Source organism: Anaerococcus sp. Marseille-P3625 (assembly GCF_900232825.1).
Classification (GTDB): domain Bacteria; phylum Bacillota; class Clostridia; order Tissierellales; family Peptoniphilaceae; genus Anaerococcus.
Map to the genome: position 1 here is coordinate 669,136 of NZ_OCTP01000010.1, position 18,259 is coordinate 687,394.

Consider the following 18,259-nt stretch of genomic DNA (forward strand, 5'->3'; position numbering starts at 1 on the left):
CACCTATCTTTCTTTTAATCTCAAATCTTCTCCAAATACTTCGTATACTTTACTATTACCCACAATTCTTGAAAATATGCGTCCACCATAGACTTCTGAAAGCATGGACTCGTCATAATTTGTAGAAAAAATTATTGGTTTTTCGCTAATCATCCTACTATTTACAATATCAAATAAATTTGCTGGATCATTTTTACTAGTTGCTTCACTACCCAAATCGTCAATTATTAACAAATCACATTCTTTAATAAAATCGTATTTTTCTTGATGTTTAGATCTTTGCTCTTCAAAGGCCCAGTTATAATCGTTTAAAAATTTAAAAAGACTAGAAGATGTGATATAAAAAACAGAATAATTTTGGTCTAAAATTTCTTTGGCAAGGGCATTTAGTAAAAAAGTTTTGCCCCTGCCCACATCTCCAAAAATATAAAGATTTGATTTTTCTTTATCGAAATTATTGACAAATTTTAGAAGTTCATCTTTTATTAGCAAAATATTTTCTCTAGGACTTATAGGATAGTCTTTGTAGGGATTTGCTGAAAATAAATTTTCATCAAAAGAATCGAAATTTTCCCTAAGAATCAAGCTTTTTATGGAAGAATTGCTGTAATTTTCTTCTATAATAATTTGCTTTCTGCAAGAGCAGATCTCTGTTCCGACAAAGCCAGTATCCTTGCAAAGCTCGTGGTGGTAATGCATTTGTAAATAGTCTTTGGAAAAACCATTTTCTACCAAGAGTTTTTCTTTTAGGTCTAAAAGTTTTATTTGCTCATTTTCAAGATCTTCTGTATTTATATTATCTAAACCAAAACTTACAATCTTAAAACCCAAGTCTTTTATAGTTTTATCAAGTGCTTTCATATTTGGAATTTTTCCATAAACTTCATTTACTCTATTTTGCAAATTTATTATATTTTCTTCGCGTCTTTTGGCTAATATTTCACTGGCTTTGCTATTTTTGTTCATAGCTATCTTCCTTTTCTAGCATTTTTTTGAATCTCTTCGCTCTTGCTTTTTCTGCGTATGATTTATAATCATCGTTGGATAAGTTTGTGTTTTTTGATCTTTTATATTGGCGTGGAGAATTTTTTCTTAGAAGTTTTTGTCTTTCTTCTTGGACTTTTAGGTCATTTAGCTTAAAAATATTTTGATCTCTCCAAGTTTTTAGGTAACCCATAACATATTTTACATCGACATTGCCTGAAGTTTTGGCTTGTCTAAAGGCTTCTGTTATAAGCTCCGGATCTTGCTTATATTCTTCTAAAGTTTCCTGAATTCTTGTAATATCTGCGGGTGTGAGGGCTCTATTTATTATATTTATAATATTTTCAAACATAACTTGTTTTCTGCTTGATAAGTCAAAACTATTTTCATTTATAGGATTTTCGTCATCACCAAAATACATCTGTCTAAACGAAACTATTTCTATGTAAGATTGATTGTCCATTGATTTTTTTTCTCTAAAAACTCCCATACTTATCCAATAATCTATGCATCTTTTAATATCTTCATCAGAAAAATCTAGCTGTCTTTGAATTTTGTTAAGGTCGGCATTTCCCTGGTTATAAATATCTTTATAAACTAACAAGTAGAATTTAAGGGCGTCGCCACTAGCCTTATCTACATACATATTCAAAAACATATTTTCAAACGGGGTCATTCCCAAGTCAACTTTTAAGCTTTCTATCTTAAATTCCATAATAATCATCCTTTGTAAGTTTCATTTTTAATATTTTTGAATATATAAGTCCTCTTTTTTCTTCAAAATATCTCTGATCAAATTCTATATCTTGATTTTCAAACACTTCGCTTGTTAATCCAGTTTCTTTAAATCCTAAACTTTTGTAAAGTTTTAAGGCCCTATCGTTAAATAAGTTTACTTCCAAAAGCAATTCTCTAAATTTTAGGGTATTGAAATAATAATCTAGTAAAATTTCCATAGCTGCGTAGCCATAGCCCATAGATGTGAAATTAGGATCAAAAACTATACCAAGTTTTGCTCTTTTTGTTAGTGGATTATAATTTTTTAATCCCAAAAATCCAATAAATCTATTATCGGATGTTCTTTTTACGGCAAAATATTTTTTCCTGGGCGTAGTTACTGAGCTATACCAAAAACTTATCTCAAAGCTGCTTAAATTTCCATAATTATAGCCAGATAAGCGTGGATCTGAGAAATTTCCCCATTGACTTAATTCGCTTGCTACTTGTCTATTTATTTTTTCAAGATATACATTAGTTTGTTGATTTTTCTTTTCCATTTTCTTCTTTTAAGCTTAAATCTCTAAAAGTTGTGCAAGGTTTGTTGAAAAATAAATCCAAAGTTCCTGTAGAACCATTTCTATGTTTTGCTACAATTATTTTGGCAATATTTGGATTTTCTTCTTCGTTGTAATAATCTTCCCTATAAAGAAGCATAACCACATCTGCATCCTGTTCAATAGCTCCAGATTCTCTTAAATCAGATAGTATCGGCCTATGATCGGCTCTTTTGTCTGCCTCACGAGATAATTGGGCAAGAGAAAGAATTGGACAGTTTAATTCTTTGGATAAACTTTTTAACCCACGCGAAATAGAGGCAATTTCATTTTGCCTATTTTCCTTGTTTCCTTCTGCCGTCATCAGCTGAAGATAATCTATTACAACTAGATCTAAGCCTTTTTCTGCCTTTAATCTTTTTAGTTTACTTCGCATTTCTGATAAGGAAATTGCTGGAGTTTCGTCAACATACAAATCTTTGCTTGCTATTTCTTTTACAGAATCAAATAAAAGTTGCCATTCATGATCTTTTATTCTTCCATTCATTACTTGATCAAGTTCTATCAAGCTTACCATAGAAATAAGTCTATAGTTAAGTTGTAAGCTAGACATTTCAAGTGAGAAAAATCCTACAGATTTGCCAGCTTTTGCTGCGTTCCAAGCAATTGTAAGGCCAAGAGCTGTTTTTCCCATGGCTGGTCTTGCTGCCAAAAGTATTAGTTGAGATTGTTGCAAACCTGAAAGTTTCATATCCACTAAGGATAGGCCAGTTGGAACTCCTGTTATATTTCCATCGTTTAAAGATAGCTCGTTTATCTTTTGTATGGTTTCATCTAGGGTATCTGATACTCTAACCAAGCCATCATTAAGTCTATCTTGTGATATATCAAAAATTTTACTTTCAGCTTTTTCTAAGATTGTGCCAATATCGTCACTTTGCCTGTAGCTATCCTCCATTATATCCGCACTTGCCTCTATAAGATTTCTTAGCAGAGATTTTTCTTTGACCGTTTTTGCGTATGTATCGATATTTGGAGTATAAAATGAGGAGAGGGTAATCTCAGCGATAAACTCCTCCCCTCCAACTTCTTCTAATATATTTTCATTCCTTAACTGGGATATTAAGCTTACTTCGTCAACTTTTATGTCTTTTTCAAACATAGTTACGATTGATTTATATATCCTTTGAGTTCTGGAATCGTAAAAGTCCACAGGTTTTATTATTTGATTTGCTCTATCGAAAGTTTCATTTTTTTTGATTATACTTCCGATAATAGCTTTCTCTGCTAAAAAGTCGTATGGAAGAGGCCTATTTGCCTCAGTCATTATTCTGCCTCAGCTACCACTTCAACTTTTAGATTAGCATTTACTTCTGGATACAATCTAACATTTAGTTCATATTCACCAACTGATTTGATTGATTCAACATTTTCAATTCTTTTTCTATCAATTTCTATGCCATTTTCAGCTAAAGCTTCTGCTAGAGATTTGTTAGTTACTGATCCAAAAAGTTTTCCATCTTCGCCAACATTTACTTTTTGAGTAATTGTTAGTGCTTCGATTTTTGCTTTTAATTCTTCAGCTTCTTTTCTATTTTGAGCTTCTTCTTCTTTTAACTTAGCTTGCATTTCTTCAAGCTCTGCCATGTTTTTCTTGTTAGCTTCTACTGCTAATCCTTGTGGGTTAAGGAAATTTCTAAAATATCCTGGTTTTACATCAACCAAATCTCCTTTTACGCCTACTCTTACAATATTATCTGTTAGTATTACTTTCATCTTCTTCTTCCTCTCTTAAATATTCAATTATTGCTTTTTTGAGCAATTTTTCAGCATTTTCCATGCTCATATCTAATTGGGTGGCTGCAGCCGTTAGATGGCCTCCACCTCCGATACGCTCTAGTATTAATTGTACACTTATATCGCCTAAGCTTCTACCTGAAATGTGAATTTTATTATTTGCTCTTGTCAAAACAAAGCTTGCTTTTACACCTTTTATGCTTAATAAATCATCGGCAGCTTGGCTTGCTATAAGGGTTGAACCGTCTATATCTCTATTAAAATGAGCAATAGCAATCATATCATTAACTATACTCGAATCTGCAATTACTTCAGATTTATATCTAACAATTTCAAAGTCATCTTTAAACATTCGTTTTATATAAACTGTATCTGCTCCCCAACGCTTTAATATACTTGCAGCTTCAAAAGTTCTTACACCTGTTTGATATACAAAGTTTTTGGTATCAACTGTAATTCCAGCAAGAAGTGCTTCAGCAACTGGCGTTCTTGCCTTGAAATTCTCATCCAAATAATTAAGTATTTCAGTTACTAATTCTGAAGCTGATGAAGCATAGGGTTCGATATATGAAATAGTAGATTTTTTAATATAATCTTTACCTCTTCTGTGGTGGTCAATTATAAATATTTGATCAGTTTTATCTATAAGACTTGGTGCTTCAGTTGAGTTTTTCCTATGATTATCGCAAACTACAATCAAAGATGATGGTTTGATTTTTGATAAAGCTTCTTCTTCTGTCAAAATATGATCTTTAAGTTCCCCCAAATTATTAATAGAGCTGTTGTAAATATTTTCAATTTGTCTTGGAATTTCATTTAAAACTAAATAAGCATCTTTTTCTAAAAATCTTACCCCTTCGTAAACTCCCAAAGCTGAGCCAAAAGAATCCATGTCCGGATTATTATGACCCATAACAAATACATCGCTGCTTGATTCTACAATCCTCTTTAAGGCTCCTGAAATAACTCTAGATTTTACTTTTGATGTTTTTTCTGTGGCCTTGCTTTTGCCGCCAAAATATTCGTAATTATCTTTATGTTTTACTACCGCTTGATCTCCACCACGGGATAAGGCTATTTCTATTGAAACCCTAGAATCATTGTAAATTTCATTTGGATTTTGGCCCAAAACCCCAACTCCTATAGATAAGGTAGGATTTATTAGATTTCCATAGCTAATTTTCCTAACTTCATCAAGGATTGAAAATTTGCTTTCGTATATTTTCATGTAATCTTGATATTCCATGACGACCAAGTATCTATCATTTTCGTATTTTCTTACTACACCTGTTCTTGATTTGAAATATTCGTTAATCGTTCTATCAATTGCCCCCAAAACTTGAGGTCTATTTAATGAATCGGTTGCATTTCTCAAATCTTCATAATTGTCTAAATAAATTGTAAAAAATACCAATCTCTTATCTTTAAAAAGTTGCTTGATTGACTCATCGTAAGTGTTATCAATGCCGTAGATAAAAGTTTCGATTTCATCTAGTTCATCATTTTTGACATTATTAAAATGAAACTGAATTTTTTTATCTCCAATCTCAGCCACTAAAGCTCGATCAGATTTTGTTTCGTTAAAATTTAATTTGGCAATTGCTGGTATTATTTTACTAATATCACTTCCTATTAGTTCATCGTCTGGAAATAAGTTTCTAAAGTAGGTGTTGTGCCACTTTATTTGTTTTTTTTCATTTAAAACGACAATCGGAAATGGCATTTCAAAAACCAAACTTTTTGTGATGCTATTAAAACTAATGTCTACTTCATCTACGTATTTTTGCAAAAGATCTTGGTTGTAATCAACTATATTTCTCAGATGAAAATATAAGGCGAGACATAGTATTAGAGCAATTATTCCAAGAACTGGATTAAAATATATAAGGATAAAAGAAATTACGATTGGTAGAGCCAAAATCCCGGGTATTTGTTCTTTTCCTCTTATCTTAAATTTTTCCATAGATTCCTCCAAGTTTTTTTCTTAAATCCATAAATAGATCAATTATACCTAAAATGAAAAACATTATAGCTAGCAAATAAAAAAACATCAATATAAAAAACCACTGCAAACTCCTGCTTAAAAGACTTTGCCTATAAGTAAGAATATAGTCAAAGGTGAACATCCCATTAAAGGTAAAAATCGCTAAAAGCATAAAAATAATGTTAAGCATTATATATGATTTATTTACCCCAAAAAAGCCTAACAAAAAATAACTTACTAGGGAAAAGATAGAAATTACAAGCAGATCTTTCTTTTCTAATCTAAAAGTATTTACATTAGCTAAATCTTTGCCAAGATTTTTATAAGATAAAAAATTTCTAATAATTTTAAGGCCTATAAGGCTATAAATTAATGAAATACTTGAAAGTATTGCTGGATATAGAGCAAAAGATGCTTTATAATAGCTAATTGGAATTTTGTAATTAGTACTTTCTTCTAAAGCTCCTTTAAGCTCCTTTGCAAGCTTATTTATATCAACATTTTCCATTAGCATTGAAAGCTTACAGATTAAAATTAAAATCAAACTAATAAATATCCAAGATATTACTATTTGCTCTTTATCAGAGATTCCCGATTTAATAATAGCAATAAAAATCAAACTAATTATTAAAAAAGGCAAGATATTTAAAATGATAAATTTAAAATTTGAAAAAATATAAGCCATCAATAAGCCAAGACCTAAGGCTATTAAATATTTGCTTAAGCCATAAGAAAAACAAACTATAGCAAGTAATATTGGGCAAAGTGCGATGACTAATAAGGATGCATCACTAATTAAAAATAAAATAGTAACTATGCAAATCCCCAATAAAATATTTATAATTTGCTTGAAATTTTCGCTAATATTCATAAACATCCTCTTAACTTATTTTAGCATATATCCCTATTTTAAAACAGTGTTTATTTATATTACTTCAAAAAATCAGCTTATCAATAATTATTTACAAAATCTCTCTAATTTCTTTAAGTGTAATTACTAATAAGTGTCGGTATACTATAACTATAACGAAAATACAGGGGTGTCCTATGCAATTACAGGAAATAGATGATTACGATATATCGATTATAAGCGATCCTCATGTACTTAGCTTTGATTTAATAGCAGATACTGAAGATTTTAAAAAAGAAATTAAAATAGATAGAAAATTAATGGTTGAAAGCGAAGCCTTGTTTAAGGAGGCTTTAAGCTTAGTAGATAAAGCAAATAGTGAATTTTTATTTATTCCTGGTGATCTAGTAAAAGATGGCGAATATAAATCTCATCAAGTTGTAAAAGAAAATTTATTGGCTTGGAAAAATAAAGATGAAAAACGAGAAGTTTTTCTAATTCCAGGTAACCATGACTTAAATAATCATAAATCCTACGATTTTAAAAAAGATAAACCTACAAAAAATATAAATCCAAGGGAATTTTTGGATTTATACGATTTTGTTTTCAAAAATCCTTATATACTTGAAATGTATAAGGATTCTGATATTTTTAAGACTTATTTAGATGAAGTCAACAAAAAATACGATAGAAAAGAAGAATTTTCTTATTACGCTCATGGATATTTTTCATATGTAGCTAGAATTCCAAGCAATAGAAATGATAGCACTGGCCTTACTTTAATATCAATTGACACATCCATTTATTCAGCAGACACTGAGCAAAATCACAGAGATCAAAGAGAAAATGTAGCAGGATCTATAACTTTAAGTCAAATGAAGTGGATTGTAGAAAAAATTGATCAAGCCAAAGCTCGTAAAGATCTAATTTTTGTCATGGCTCACCATGCTATTATGCCAAATTTTAGAAATCAAGAACTAGTTTTTTCTCCTTTTATAATAAAAGAATGGAGAAGTAAATATGTTGATGATAATCCAAAAATAAATGGAAAAACTCCAATTGAGGTATTAGCTGATAATGGAGTAAAATTTGTTTTTACAGGTCATTTGCATGAAAATGGTACTGCTAAGTATACTTCAGAAATTGGCAATGTTATCTATGACATCCAAACAGGCTCTCCAATAACTTATCCCTTGCCTATTAGGCATATAAAGGTTGTAAATAGGGTGGCCGAAGAAAATGGCTATGAGGTTTATATCAAAACTGAGCTTATAAAAGAATTTACTTACAAAAACTTAGATGATGAAATTGAAGTGGTTTATGATGCTATAAACTATACCATAAATAAGCAACTTTCACTTAGAGATGTTTTGCACAATTACATAAGAATTCAGGTAAATAGTCCTAAGTTTGAACATTTGAATCTAAAAAATGAAATTTCCAATCAAATTTCTTCAAGACTAAATATAAAAATTCCAGAAAAAGGCTATGTAAATGAGCTTCTATTTCCTATGGTAGAAAAATTTCTACCTATTTATAAAAAACATATTGGAAATATTTATCTAAGAAAGATAGATGGAGAATACCAGCTAGTAGTTGAAAAATCCAAAAATTATTTTATAATTAAGGCTAGTAAGCTTGAAGAAGCTATTAATATAATTTTAGATCAAATTCAAGATAAAATATTAACTCCCTACAAAATCGTAAGATATTGGGATAAAAACATCAACAAAGGTCTTGATATGCCAATAGACGAATACGGCCACAAACTTTACGATTTTGCAAATTATTTATACCAATACAAGCCTTTGGGAGAAGACCAACGCCCGGATTTTGTAAATAAAATGATTGATAATCTCAATGATCCTAGCTATGATATAATTAATCTATTACTAGATTACATGAAAGATGACATAAACGAAAGTTTTGATAAATTAGCTAGTTTGGTAAAGTTTGAAAAAAATAATTCCAAAGATCTATTTTTTGATGACCTTGCAGAAATTAGAGGACTTTGGTTTAAATTAGCTTATAAATATTTAAAATTTAAGGTTAATACCCTAAGAGATTTGCTAGATTTCTTCTCTATGAATATCACCAAAGAGAAAAAAATTAGCGGAGTTGATTTAGCAAAGACAATTGTAAGGTCAAAATCATTGATAAAAGCCAAGGAAAGCTTCTCAACGACTATGTTTGGTCAAGCAAGTCTTAGAAAGTTTGTAATTGATATGGTTAATTCCATGAGCGATGAGATGGTAGAAATTTACCAAAATGAAGATACCAATGAATTAGAAAAATATTTTAACTATGTTGAATATGATGATTACAACAAATAGAAAAAAGGATAGGTTGCTAGAATTTTCTAGCTCCTATCCTTTATTAAAATTATTAATAACCACTATCTTCGCCAAAAACTGGATCTTGAGTGAAATTCATTTTTAGTTTTCTTAACATTCTTTTTTCACTATCATTTAAAATTACCGTGCTATGAGCATCTAAATTTTCTAAGTTTTTAATCTCTTCTATTGCCATGTGAGTTAGAGGATTGGTTGTAGCAGAGATTGCAAGAGCTATAAGCATTTCATTTATTGAAAGTGATGGTTTGCTTTCTCCAAGAGATTTTGTTTTAAGATTTGAAACAGGTTCAATTATGTGTGGACTTAAAAGCAAAATTTCATCATCGATATTTCCAAGTTTTTTTAAGGCATTTAAGATGCAAGCAGCTGGTGCTGAAAATAGTTTTGATTTTTTGCCCTCGATAATATTTCCATCATTTAATTTGATTGCAAAGGATTCTTTTCCTGTAATTTTCTCTTTTTCCCTAGCTTTTAAAGCGACAATCCTATCATCAGCATTAATATCAAGATTGCTCATTAGGGTTTGAATTTTTTCTATGGTTTGATTTGATTCTTTGGCAAGTCTAACATCTACCAAAGCGTTGTAATATCTTCTAATGATTTCTTCTTTGGAAGCTTCTATTGCAGCTTTGTCATCAACTATGCAAAATCCTACCATATTTACACCCATATCAGTAGGAGATTTATATGGAGTTTCTCCCATGATTTTTTCAAGTATTCTTTTTAAAACCGGAAACGCTTCAACATCTCTATTGTAATTTACAGCTGATATGCCGTAGGCTTCAAGATGATAAGGATCAATCATATTTACATCATTAAGATTTGCAGTTGCTGCTTCATAAGCCATATTTACTGGATGCATTAGGCCTAAATTCCAAATTGGGAATGTTTCAAATTTTGCATAAGATGATCTTTTGCCCTTTTCATTGTCAAGATACATTTGAGAAAGACAAGTTGCCATTTTCCCAGAACCGGGACCTGGACCTGTTATTACTACAAGTGGACGATCTGTCACTATATAATCATTTTTGCCAAATCCATCTTTTGATAAAATAAGATCGATATTATTTGGATAACCTTTAATATCATAAGTTCTGTAATGATTTATGGATAAATTATCCAAATATTTTTCAAATCTTATAGCCTTATCCTGATTGGCAAATTGGGTTAATACTATGGAATTTACCTTAAATCCTCTCTTCTCAAAAGCTTGTTTTAATCTGATTGATTCAGTGTCATAGGAAATTTCATTATCTCCTCTGATTTTATTGTTTTCTATATCGTTAGAATTAATAGTTATTATTATTTCGATTTTTTCCTTTATACTATCAAGCATCCTTAGCTTACTATCTGGCAAAAATCCTGGTAATACTCTTGATGCGTGTCCATCGTCAAATAATTTTCCACCAAATTCTAGATATAATTTGTCAAAATGACTAATTCGTTCAAGAATTTTCTCCGATTGGAGTTTTATATATTTGTCATTGTCAAAGGCTAATTTATTCATCGCTTACTCCTTATAAATTTACATTAAAAAATACAAATAAAATTAAAATCGAATAGGGGCTAAGATCTAGCCCCTTTCACACCACCGTACGTGCCGTTCGGCATACGGCGGTTCAATTTAATTTACACATGTCCTGCTTATATAGTAATCATAAGGGTCAATTAAGCCTGTTTTGCTTAACCTTTCTTTTGTGATTGCTCTTACTAAGCAGGTTTTCGTTGCTACAAAATAATACCTATCTCCACAATAGGATGTTAATCTTGCTAGGTCTTTTACTATTCCCATTTTCCTTAACGCCCATTGTCTTTTCTTCGGTACCTTCCACATTTTCCAGCAGATTATTCTTAGTCTTGTTCTTAGGTGCTCGCTGAAACTTTTTAGTTTACTTTTCATACTAGCTATTTTAAAGTAGTTTATCCAGCCTCTTATTACTTCATTTAACTTTTTGATTCTGTATTCTAAGGATACTGACCATTTTCTTGTGGTGAGTTTCTTCATTTTGTCTTTGAATCTTTTAAATGATGTTTCATGGACTCTTGCTTTCCATTGATTTGTTTTGTTGTCTTTCCAGTAGCCAAATCCTAGATATTTTATTTTGCTTGGTCTTGTTATTTTACTTTTTTCTGCATTTACTTTTAGGCCAAGTTTCTTTTCTATGAATCTTGTTATTGAGTGCATTACTCTTGTGGCTGCTGCTTTACTTCCTACAAATATTAAGCAGTCGTCTGCGTATCTGATGTATCTAAGTTTTCTTGCTTCTAGTTCTTTGTCTAGTTTGTCTAGCATTATGTTGCTTAGCAGTGGTGATAGGTTTCCTCCTTGTGGGGTTCCTATTTCACTTTTCTCGTATATACCTTTGTTCATTATTCCCGCTTTTAGGTATTTTCTGATTAGTGATTCTGTGTCTGGTGCTTTGATGTGCTCATGGACTATGCTCATTAGTTTATCTTGTGGCACTTTGTCGAAGAATTTTTCTAGGTCTATGTCTACTACCCATTCGTACCCGTCGTTTAAATATTCTAGGCTTTTGATTATTGCCATTTGACAGTTTCTTTCTGGTCTGAAGCCATAGCTTGTTTCAGAAAATCTTTTGTCTATTATCGGGGTTAGGACTTGTACGATTGCTTGTTGGATTATTCTGTCCATTACTGTTGGTATTCCAAGTTTTCTTTTTCCTCCGTTTGGTTTTGAGATTTCTACTCGGAGTACTGGTTGTGGTTTGTAGCGTCTTTCGATTATTTCTTGTCTTATCCCTGCCCAGTTTTCTTTGATGTATTCATCTATTTCTTCTACACTTATGCCGTCTGTTCCAGCTGCTCCTTTGTTGGAGATGACTTTTACTTTTGCTTGGTGCATGTTTTCTGGGTTTAGGATTTGACTGATTAGTTTATCTTCCATGTGTGCACTTGCTCCTTTCCGCTTACATAACTTTTTCTTAGGTGTAAGATTTTGATTTCATTTACGTTTCTTCTACTTTCTCTGTCAGATTTGTTATGCTACATACATTTTGCTTGTGCTTTTAAATTGTTCGGTCCTTCGGTGTTTCCACCTACTATGACTTCTGCTGACTTCTCACTATTCGTTGTTACTACTTCTTCGCTAGTGAGACCTCACGGGATAAGCCCTAATACTTTCATCGTTTACTTGCAGAATTTACGCCTTGGGTTTACGGTTACCTTTTGGGTCTTTGCTATCTACAGCTAGCTTGCCCACCTGTTACGCCTTATATTCTGTTCCTGTTCGTCAAGCCACGATTTCGCTACCCGTTCTTCTCTCCTAGATGTCGCCACCTAAAACTTCGGGGTCGCTATTAGATTCGTTGGTAACTACGCTCTGTAGGGATTTTCACCCCAGCATTAGAACATGCCCGTCATACTGTAAAAATCGGACGATTGTCCGATTATTCTTCTAGTTCTTTCCAACCTTCTGTTTTATATTCTTTATCCTCAAGATCTATCCAATAAGCTTCAATTCCAAATTTCTTGCAAACTTCTTTGCCTTTGTCTAAATCTATGGTAAATAAATATGTGCTTAGGCCATCGGCTAAGGCAATATCATCGCAAATAACAGAAACCGACCTAAAATACCTTGCTGGCATATTTGTATCAGTATCTACTATATGATGATATCTTACTCCATCTACTTCAAAAAATCTCTGATAGTCGCCACTTGTAACAACTGTTGTGCTTTTTAATCCAACTATGGATCTGTAATTTTCTTCTGAGTTAAGATCTGGATTTTGGATTGCTATGTTCCATTCTCCATTTTCTCTTGATGGATTATCGCCAATTAGTAGGTCATCTCCTCCTACTGATAAAACCGCGTTCTTAACTCCAGCATCAACTAATATTTTCCCAAGTTTTTTTATTGCAAAACCCTTGTTAACAGCTCCAAGTTCAAGTTTCATTTCTGGATCTTCTAAAAAAACAGTATTATTATCTTCGTCAACTATGACTTTGTCAATATCTTTGTGCTTGGCCTTTTCTTCTAATTCTTCTTTTGTTGGAATTACATCTTTGTTTTCTGTTTTTAGATAAGATTCTCTAGCATTATGCCAAAGCTCTAAGACACTTCCATAGGCTATGTTAATTTTGCCTTCGCTATCCTTATATATTTCTTTTGCAAAATTAATTAGTTCAATTATTTCCGGGTCAACTTCTACTGGTTTTTTGCCTGCATTTTCATTAATAGTTTTGATATTATTTATACCTTCAAAAGAATTATAACCATTGTATAATTCATGATATCTTTGCATAGCTTTTTCTAAAAGATCTAAATATTTCTTAAATTCTTCCTCAGTTTTTGTGTAAGCTGTAAAAGTAGTTACAGTATCAAAATAGTCATAATAAACCTTATCGTGCTTAGTTAAATCTGTGGAAGGATTTGTTTCTTTTAAGCTTTCATTGTCTGTTTTTTCTTTTGTATCTGAGTTTTCGCTAGTTTCAACTTTCTTTATGCTCGGAACATTTTTAGGATCCGTATCATTTGTGCTTTTTCTAGTTTGTGAACAAGAACTTAGACTTATGACAAAAGCTAAAAACAAAATAATTTTTTTAATTTTCATAACTTATCAATATTTATGGTTTCCATATCTTTATTCACAGATATTCTCTCATCTTCTGCCCAATTAAGAAGTATATATGCTACTACTTTTGCGGTAAACTCATTAAATTCTTTTTCTAAACCCAAAGAATAGATTATATCCAAAAATTCTTCTCTAGGCGCCATTCCATCAAATTGGTCAATTACTAGGTCTTTTTGTTGTCTTGATAGGGTTTCAAAGAAAGCTTGCCTTACCTTTTCTTCATCAAATTCATCTGCAGTTGGCATTAATACATAGTTTTCAATATCATCATCAATATCAATATAATTTTTTATAATATCTTCTTCAGTTTCTCCTTGGTTAATTCTAATTATATCTAAACTTTCTGTGTTTAGCCAGATATTTTTTAAATAAGAATCCTCATCTAACAAGGTCCATTTTTCTACTAACCAAGATAAATTAATTGTCTTATTCATTATTTTTTATCTCAAAAATTGCAGCTTCATATTCCCAAAGCTCCAACTTTAGCGGACTTCCTTTCTCAATTTTTATATTCCTTAAATAAGTTTTTGCTCCACCATATCTAGGATTAAAAGAATTTATTTTCTCTTCAAATGTTAAATTCTCATCGTAATATATTTCATATGAACTATGATAGGTGTTTGTCATATTTAACACTATCAAAAATCTACTATTTTCGGCTACTCTTTCAAAGGCAAAAACAGAAGTGTTTGAATCATCTACCACCTTCCACATAAAGCCTTTTTCTTCATAATCGTATTTGTAAAAAGCCGGATTATTTTTGTATAAATAATTAATATCTTTTACAAATCTGTTAAGATCATCATGCTTAGGATATGATCTAATATCCCAATTGATGCTAGCATTTTCATTCCACTCATCAAAAGTTGCAATTTCATTGCCCATAAAATTTAAAATTTTACCTGGATGAGCCATTTGATAAGTGTACAAAACTTTTAATTCCTTAAACTTATCTTCATAAGAACCATTCATTTTATTTATCATAGATCCTTTTAGATGGACAACTTCATCATGACTTAATGGTAAAATAAATTTTTCATTATAAAAATAATACATAGAAAATGTTATTTTGTCATGATAATGGGATCTGTTATATGAATCGACCTTAAAATATTTTATGGTGTCATTCATCCAACCTAAGTCCCATTTGTAATCAAAACCTAGACCGCCATTTAAAACACTTTCTGTTACCAAAGGATATGAAGAAGAATCTTCGGCAATTAGCATAACATCTTCATATTTTTCTTTTAATGTTTGGTTTAAGTCTTTGATAAAATAGATATTATCCTTATGAATTCCCCTATTTTCATTGCCATTGTAATAAATCATGTAGCTTACAGCATCAACTCTTATCCCATCTAAGTGGAAATTTTCTATCCAATAGCTAAAGGATGATTTCATAAAGCTTCTTACATGAGCTTTTGAATAGTCAAAATTTATTGATCCCCACTGAGAATAAGTGAGATCTTCATAAGGCGATTCATACAGATGAGAGCCATCAAAAGTTTTTAGCCCATAAAAATCACTTGCAAAATGAACTGCAACCACATCAAGTATTACTCCAATTCCATTTTGGTGAAGTAGGTCTACAAATTTCTTAAAATCAACTGGTCTGCCATATCGAGAAGATGTGGCAAAAAATCCCGTAGATTGATAACCCCAAGATGGATAATATGGATATTCTGTAATAGGCATGATCTCTATGTGAGTGTAATTCATATCTTTTAAATATTTTACCAGTTTATCAACTATATCTAAAAAATTTACCCTATCTCCATATCTTATCCACGAACCAATGTGAAGTTCGTAAATATTCATAGGATTATTAAAATTTTTGGATCTTTTTTCTAAAAAATCCTTATCAGCAAATTCATAAGAATCATCTGTAATTAGACTTGCAAAATTTCCCTCATAGTCCATAGCTTTGCCAAAGGGATCTGCATGGTCGACATAATTACCATCTTTAACGACAACATATTTGTAATAATCATTTACTTTGGCATTTAACTTGATGAAAAAATAACCATAATCTACGTTTTTGGTCATTTCGACATTTTGCCAATTTGTAAAATCACCTTTTATATAAACTTTATCGGCATTTGGAGCATAGAGTCTGAATATATAACCATCATCCCTTGCTAGAGCTCCCCATATCTTATGACCTTCGTTTGAATTTCCTTCGATGTATGCTTTAATTTTAGCATAATCAGTTTCCATTAGATTAACATCCATTTTTCCCCTCGATCATATCTGCTATATGCTTTACTAAAATCTCTATACCCTTGGTATTTTCTGCTCCACGTGGAATAATTATATCTGCATATTTCTTTGTCGGTTCGACATATTTTTCATGCATTGGCTTTACTTGTTTTATAAATTGATCCAACACGGATTCTAGGCTTCTGCCACGTTCTTTTGTATCTCTAAGTATTCTTCTTTTTAATCTTATATCGCTATCGGCATCTATATATACTTTCGTATCGGTAATATCTCTTATTTCTTTATTTTCTAATACCAAAATGCCTTCAATCAAAATAATTTTTTTAGGACTGATTCTTATAGTTTTCTTACTTCTAGTATGAATTGTGTAATCGTAGGTTGGCATATCAACGATTAACCCTTCTTGAAGTTTTAATAAATCCTCATAAAATAAATCATTATCAAAAGCACCCGGATAATCGTAATTTAGCTTAGTTCTATCTTCAAAGCACAAATCATCGTGCGCCTTGTAATAATTATCATGGCCAATTACAATCAAATCATCCTTAAATATTTGGGAAATTTGCTTTACTATAGATGATTTTCCTGAAGCAGAACCACCAGCTATAGCAATTATTTTTATATCTGTCATAACTTTATCTCATTAACAATATTACCTTTCAGAAATTCATATAAATTATTAAAGACGATTTCTGCCCTATTTTCCATAGCTTCTTTGGTGTAAAAACCAACGTGGTTGGTCAAAATTACATTTTTTGCATTTCTAAGTGGATAATCATCTGGCAAAGGAGGTTCCATATCAAAAACATCAATTCCAGCTCGAATTTTGCTCTCATTTAATATTTTTGCTAAATATTCATTGTCTACAACAGGTCCTCTAGCACAATTTATTAGAATTGCCTGATCTTTTAATAAATCAAGTTTGGATTTGTCTAGGAAATTTTTTGTTTTTTCATTATTTGGTATATGAAGGGAAATTAGGTCAGATTCTTTTAAAAGAGTATCCAAGTCCACATATTTTACACCCATATTTTTAATTTCCTCTTTTTCGCTTCTCGAATAAGCTAAAATTTGGCAATTAAAAACTTTTAACATTTCAATTAATTTTTTGCCGATTTTTCCAGTTCCAATTACTCCAAATTTCTTATTTTTCAAAGTTTCTCCCATTAGAGGAAAATTGGTTTTTTCAAAAATATTTTTACGATTCTCATCAAATTTTCTCAAAATAGCAAGGCTTAGACCTATTACAAGCTCAGCTACAGAATCATCACTATAACCACTTGCATTTAAAAGCTTGATATTATTTTCTTTAACAGCCTTCAAATCAACATGATCAACTCCTGTAAAAGCAACGTCAATCATTTTTAAATTTTTGCAAGCATTTATAACATCAGCGGATAATCTTTTGTTGGTAATTATTGCTATATCGGAATCTTTGAGTCTATTAATGATCTCTTGGTCATCTTTTGCAATATCATCATAAAAAACAAATTCATGACCAGCTTCTTCTAATTTATTTTTATTTTCAATAATAATTTTTTCATCAACTTCCAAAGGATTTAGTAAAGTTATTTTCATTTCTTCCTCCTAGCTCTAATATGATTATACTATAAAATTTAAAGACTAAAGGAATTTACAAACAAAAAAGACCTAATGAGAACAATTTTTCCCAAAAAATCCTTATTTATCCTTTATTTTATTTCTATTTCTTAACATTTTAAAAAATGTTTGTATTTCGTAAAGACATTCATCTTCCATTAGCGAAAATTCCGCATCAAGGTAATGAAGTTGACTTCTATCACCTGTTATGTTTGTATTTGACCCACAAGCTCCACGTTTGTAATCGGCAAGTCCTATAACTAGTCTTTTTATCCTAGAATTAATTATAGCTCCAGCGCACATAGAACAAGGCTCCATGGTGACATACATTGTACAATCTTCTAGTCTGAAATCATCAATATAGGCACTTGCCTTTTCAATTGCTAAAATTTCTGCATGCTTTAGGGCAGACTTGCCCTTAAAGGTATAATTGTGAGTGCGTGCAATGATTTTATCCTCAAAAGTAATGACGCAACCTATTGGCACTTCCTCGATTAAACGAGCAAGTCTTGCCTCATAAATTGCCTCATTCATAAAAAAATAATCTTTCTTAGAAAAATTAAGATCAGTCATAAAAATTCCTTTACAAAATAAAAAAAATACCT

16 protein-coding genes are annotated in these 18,259 nt (G+C 31.1%); 1 reads left to right on the top strand and 15 read right to left on the bottom strand.

All coding sequences use genetic code 11. The features are described 5' to 3' along the window. Positions 1–3 precede the first annotated feature (3 nt). From CS884_RS04560 to CS884_RS04590, 7 genes are read right to left on the bottom strand one after another with little or no spacing between them, the layout of a single operon-like run. Positions 4–966: an ATP-binding protein gene (locus tag CS884_RS04560; RefSeq protein WP_099320885.1), complete on the bottom strand. Its 963-nt coding sequence runs from the start codon at positions 964–966 to the stop codon at positions 4–6. Then, entirely contained in the window at positions 953–1,699 is a 747-nt protein-coding gene (locus CS884_RS04565; protein WP_099320886.1) for a DnaD domain-containing protein, read from the bottom strand. The genes CS884_RS04560 and CS884_RS04565 overlap by 14 nt, the downstream gene beginning before the upstream one ends. Beyond that, positions 1,689–2,261, bottom strand: a complete 573-nt coding sequence (locus tag CS884_RS04570) for a GNAT family N-acetyltransferase (protein WP_099320887.1) — start codon at positions 2,259–2,261, stop codon at positions 1,689–1,691. The genes CS884_RS04565 and CS884_RS04570 overlap by 11 nt, the downstream gene beginning before the upstream one ends. Further along, positions 2,236–3,585 (bottom strand): replicative DNA helicase, encoded by a 1,350-nt coding sequence (gene dnaB / locus CS884_RS04575; RefSeq protein WP_099320888.1) that lies wholly within the window; start codon positions 3,583–3,585, stop codon positions 2,236–2,238. Before dnaB ends, CS884_RS04570 begins: the two co-directional genes overlap by 26 nt. Continuing rightward, complete coding sequence (rplI, locus tag CS884_RS04580) at positions 3,585–4,034, bottom strand: 50S ribosomal protein L9 (RefSeq protein WP_099320889.1); 450 nt, start codon at positions 4,032–4,034, stop codon at positions 3,585–3,587. Before rplI ends, dnaB begins: the two co-directional genes overlap by 1 nt. After that, positions 4,012–6,018: a DHH family phosphoesterase gene (locus CS884_RS04585; RefSeq protein ID WP_099320890.1), complete on the bottom strand. Its 2,007-nt coding sequence runs from the start codon at positions 6,016–6,018 to the stop codon at positions 4,012–4,014. Before CS884_RS04585 ends, rplI begins: the two co-directional genes overlap by 23 nt. Next, complete coding sequence (locus CS884_RS04590) at positions 6,005–6,910, bottom strand: hypothetical protein (RefSeq protein WP_099320891.1); 906 nt, start codon at positions 6,908–6,910, stop codon at positions 6,005–6,007. Before CS884_RS04590 ends, CS884_RS04585 begins: the two co-directional genes overlap by 14 nt. A gap of 176 nt (positions 6,911–7,086) precedes the next feature. Here CS884_RS04590 and CS884_RS04595 point away from each other — a divergent pair, with 176 nt between their 5' ends. After that, complete coding sequence (locus tag CS884_RS04595) at positions 7,087–9,222, top strand: metallophosphoesterase (RefSeq protein ID WP_099320892.1); 2,136 nt, start codon at positions 7,087–7,089, stop codon at positions 9,220–9,222. A 52-nt stretch (positions 9,223–9,274) separates the two neighbouring features. Here the strand turns inward: CS884_RS04595 and CS884_RS04600 are convergent, their stop codons facing one another. The 8 genes from CS884_RS04600 to CS884_RS04635 all read right to left on the bottom strand — a co-directional run bounded on the left by CS884_RS04600 (position 9,275) and on the right by CS884_RS04635 (position 18,227). Further along, positions 9,275–10,750, bottom strand: a complete 1,476-nt coding sequence (locus CS884_RS04600; protein WP_099320893.1) for a DUF1846 domain-containing protein — start codon at positions 10,748–10,750, stop codon at positions 9,275–9,277. Between the two features lie 117 nt (positions 10,751–10,867). Next, complete coding sequence (gene ltrA / locus CS884_RS04605; protein ID WP_099320142.1) at positions 10,868–12,148, bottom strand: group II intron reverse transcriptase/maturase; 1,281 nt, start codon at positions 12,146–12,148, stop codon at positions 10,868–10,870. Positions 12,149–12,650: 502 nt separating this feature from the next. Further along, positions 12,651–13,814, bottom strand: coding sequence for an FAD:protein FMN transferase (locus tag CS884_RS04610; RefSeq protein ID WP_257875750.1), 1,164 nt, complete (start codon positions 13,812–13,814; stop codon positions 12,651–12,653). Further along, positions 13,811–14,269, bottom strand: a complete 459-nt coding sequence (locus tag CS884_RS04615; protein WP_099320894.1) for a UPF0158 family protein — start codon at positions 14,267–14,269, stop codon at positions 13,811–13,813. The genes CS884_RS04610 and CS884_RS04615 overlap by 4 nt, the downstream gene beginning before the upstream one ends. Continuing rightward, positions 14,262–16,067 (bottom strand): 1,4-alpha-glucan branching protein GlgB, encoded by a 1,806-nt coding sequence (gene glgB, locus CS884_RS04620; protein WP_099320895.1) that lies wholly within the window; start codon positions 16,065–16,067, stop codon positions 14,262–14,264. Before glgB ends, CS884_RS04615 begins: the two co-directional genes overlap by 8 nt. Beyond that, positions 16,057–16,686 carry a uridine kinase gene (gene udk / locus CS884_RS04625; protein ID WP_099320896.1) on the bottom strand — a complete coding sequence of 210 codons (630 nt, stop codon included), beginning with the start codon at positions 16,684–16,686 and terminating at the stop codon, positions 16,057–16,059. The genes glgB and udk overlap by 11 nt, the downstream gene beginning before the upstream one ends. Continuing rightward, a complete protein-coding gene (locus tag CS884_RS04630) occupies positions 16,683–17,633 on the bottom strand; it encodes an NAD(P)-dependent oxidoreductase (RefSeq protein WP_099320897.1) in 951 nt (316 codons plus the stop codon). Before CS884_RS04630 ends, udk begins: the two co-directional genes overlap by 4 nt. Before the next feature lie 102 nt (positions 17,634–17,735). Then, complete coding sequence (locus tag CS884_RS04635; RefSeq protein WP_099320898.1) at positions 17,736–18,227, bottom strand: nucleoside deaminase; 492 nt, start codon at positions 18,225–18,227, stop codon at positions 17,736–17,738. Between the last annotated feature and the right edge of the window lie 32 nt (positions 18,228–18,259).

What these genes read in the sequence shown, in the direction of transcription:
- CS884_RS04560 (WP_099320885.1), bottom strand. Translation starts at nt 966, where the DNA reads ATGAACAAAAATAGCAAAGCCAGTGAAATATTAGCCAAAAGACGCGAA.
- CS884_RS04565 (WP_099320886.1), bottom strand. Translation starts at nt 1,699, where the DNA reads ATGGAATTTAAGATAGAAAGCTTAAAAGTTGACTTGGGAATGACCCCG.
- CS884_RS04570 (WP_099320887.1), bottom strand. Translation starts at nt 2,261, where the DNA reads ATGGAAAAGAAAAATCAACAAACTAATGTATATCTTGAAAAAATAAAT.
- dnaB (WP_099320888.1), bottom strand. Translation starts at nt 3,585, where the DNA reads ATGACTGAGGCAAATAGGCCTCTTCCATACGACTTTTTAGCAGAGAAA.
- rplI (WP_099320889.1), bottom strand. Translation starts at nt 4,034, where the DNA reads ATGAAAGTAATACTAACAGATAATATTGTAAGAGTAGGCGTAAAAGGA.
- CS884_RS04585 (WP_099320890.1), bottom strand. Translation starts at nt 6,018, where the DNA reads ATGGAAAAATTTAAGATAAGAGGAAAAGAACAAATACCCGGGATTTTG.
- CS884_RS04590 (WP_099320891.1), bottom strand. Translation starts at nt 6,910, where the DNA reads ATGAATATTAGCGAAAATTTCAAGCAAATTATAAATATTTTATTGGGG.
- CS884_RS04595 (WP_099320892.1), top strand. Translation starts at nt 7,087, where the DNA reads ATGCAATTACAGGAAATAGATGATTACGATATATCGATTATAAGCGAT.
- CS884_RS04600 (WP_099320893.1), bottom strand. Translation starts at nt 10,750, where the DNA reads ATGAATAAATTAGCCTTTGACAATGACAAATATATAAAACTCCAATCG.
- ltrA (WP_099320142.1), bottom strand. Translation starts at nt 12,148, where the DNA reads ATGGAAGATAAACTAATCAGTCAAATCCTAAACCCAGAAAACATGCAC.
- CS884_RS04610 (WP_257875750.1), bottom strand. Translation starts at nt 13,814, where the DNA reads ATGAAAATTAAAAAAATTATTTTGTTTTTAGCTTTTGTCATAAGTCTA.
- CS884_RS04615 (WP_099320894.1), bottom strand. Translation starts at nt 14,269, where the DNA reads ATGAATAAGACAATTAATTTATCTTGGTTAGTAGAAAAATGGACCTTG.
- glgB (WP_099320895.1), bottom strand. Translation starts at nt 16,067, where the DNA reads ATGGATGTTAATCTAATGGAAACTGATTATGCTAAAATTAAAGCATAC.
- udk (WP_099320896.1), bottom strand. Translation starts at nt 16,686, where the DNA reads ATGACAGATATAAAAATAATTGCTATAGCTGGTGGTTCTGCTTCAGGA.
- CS884_RS04630 (WP_099320897.1), bottom strand. Translation starts at nt 17,633, where the DNA reads ATGAAAATAACTTTACTAAATCCTTTGGAAGTTGATGAAAAAATTATT.
- CS884_RS04635 (WP_099320898.1), bottom strand. Translation starts at nt 18,227, where the DNA reads ATGACTGATCTTAATTTTTCTAAGAAAGATTATTTTTTTATGAATGAG.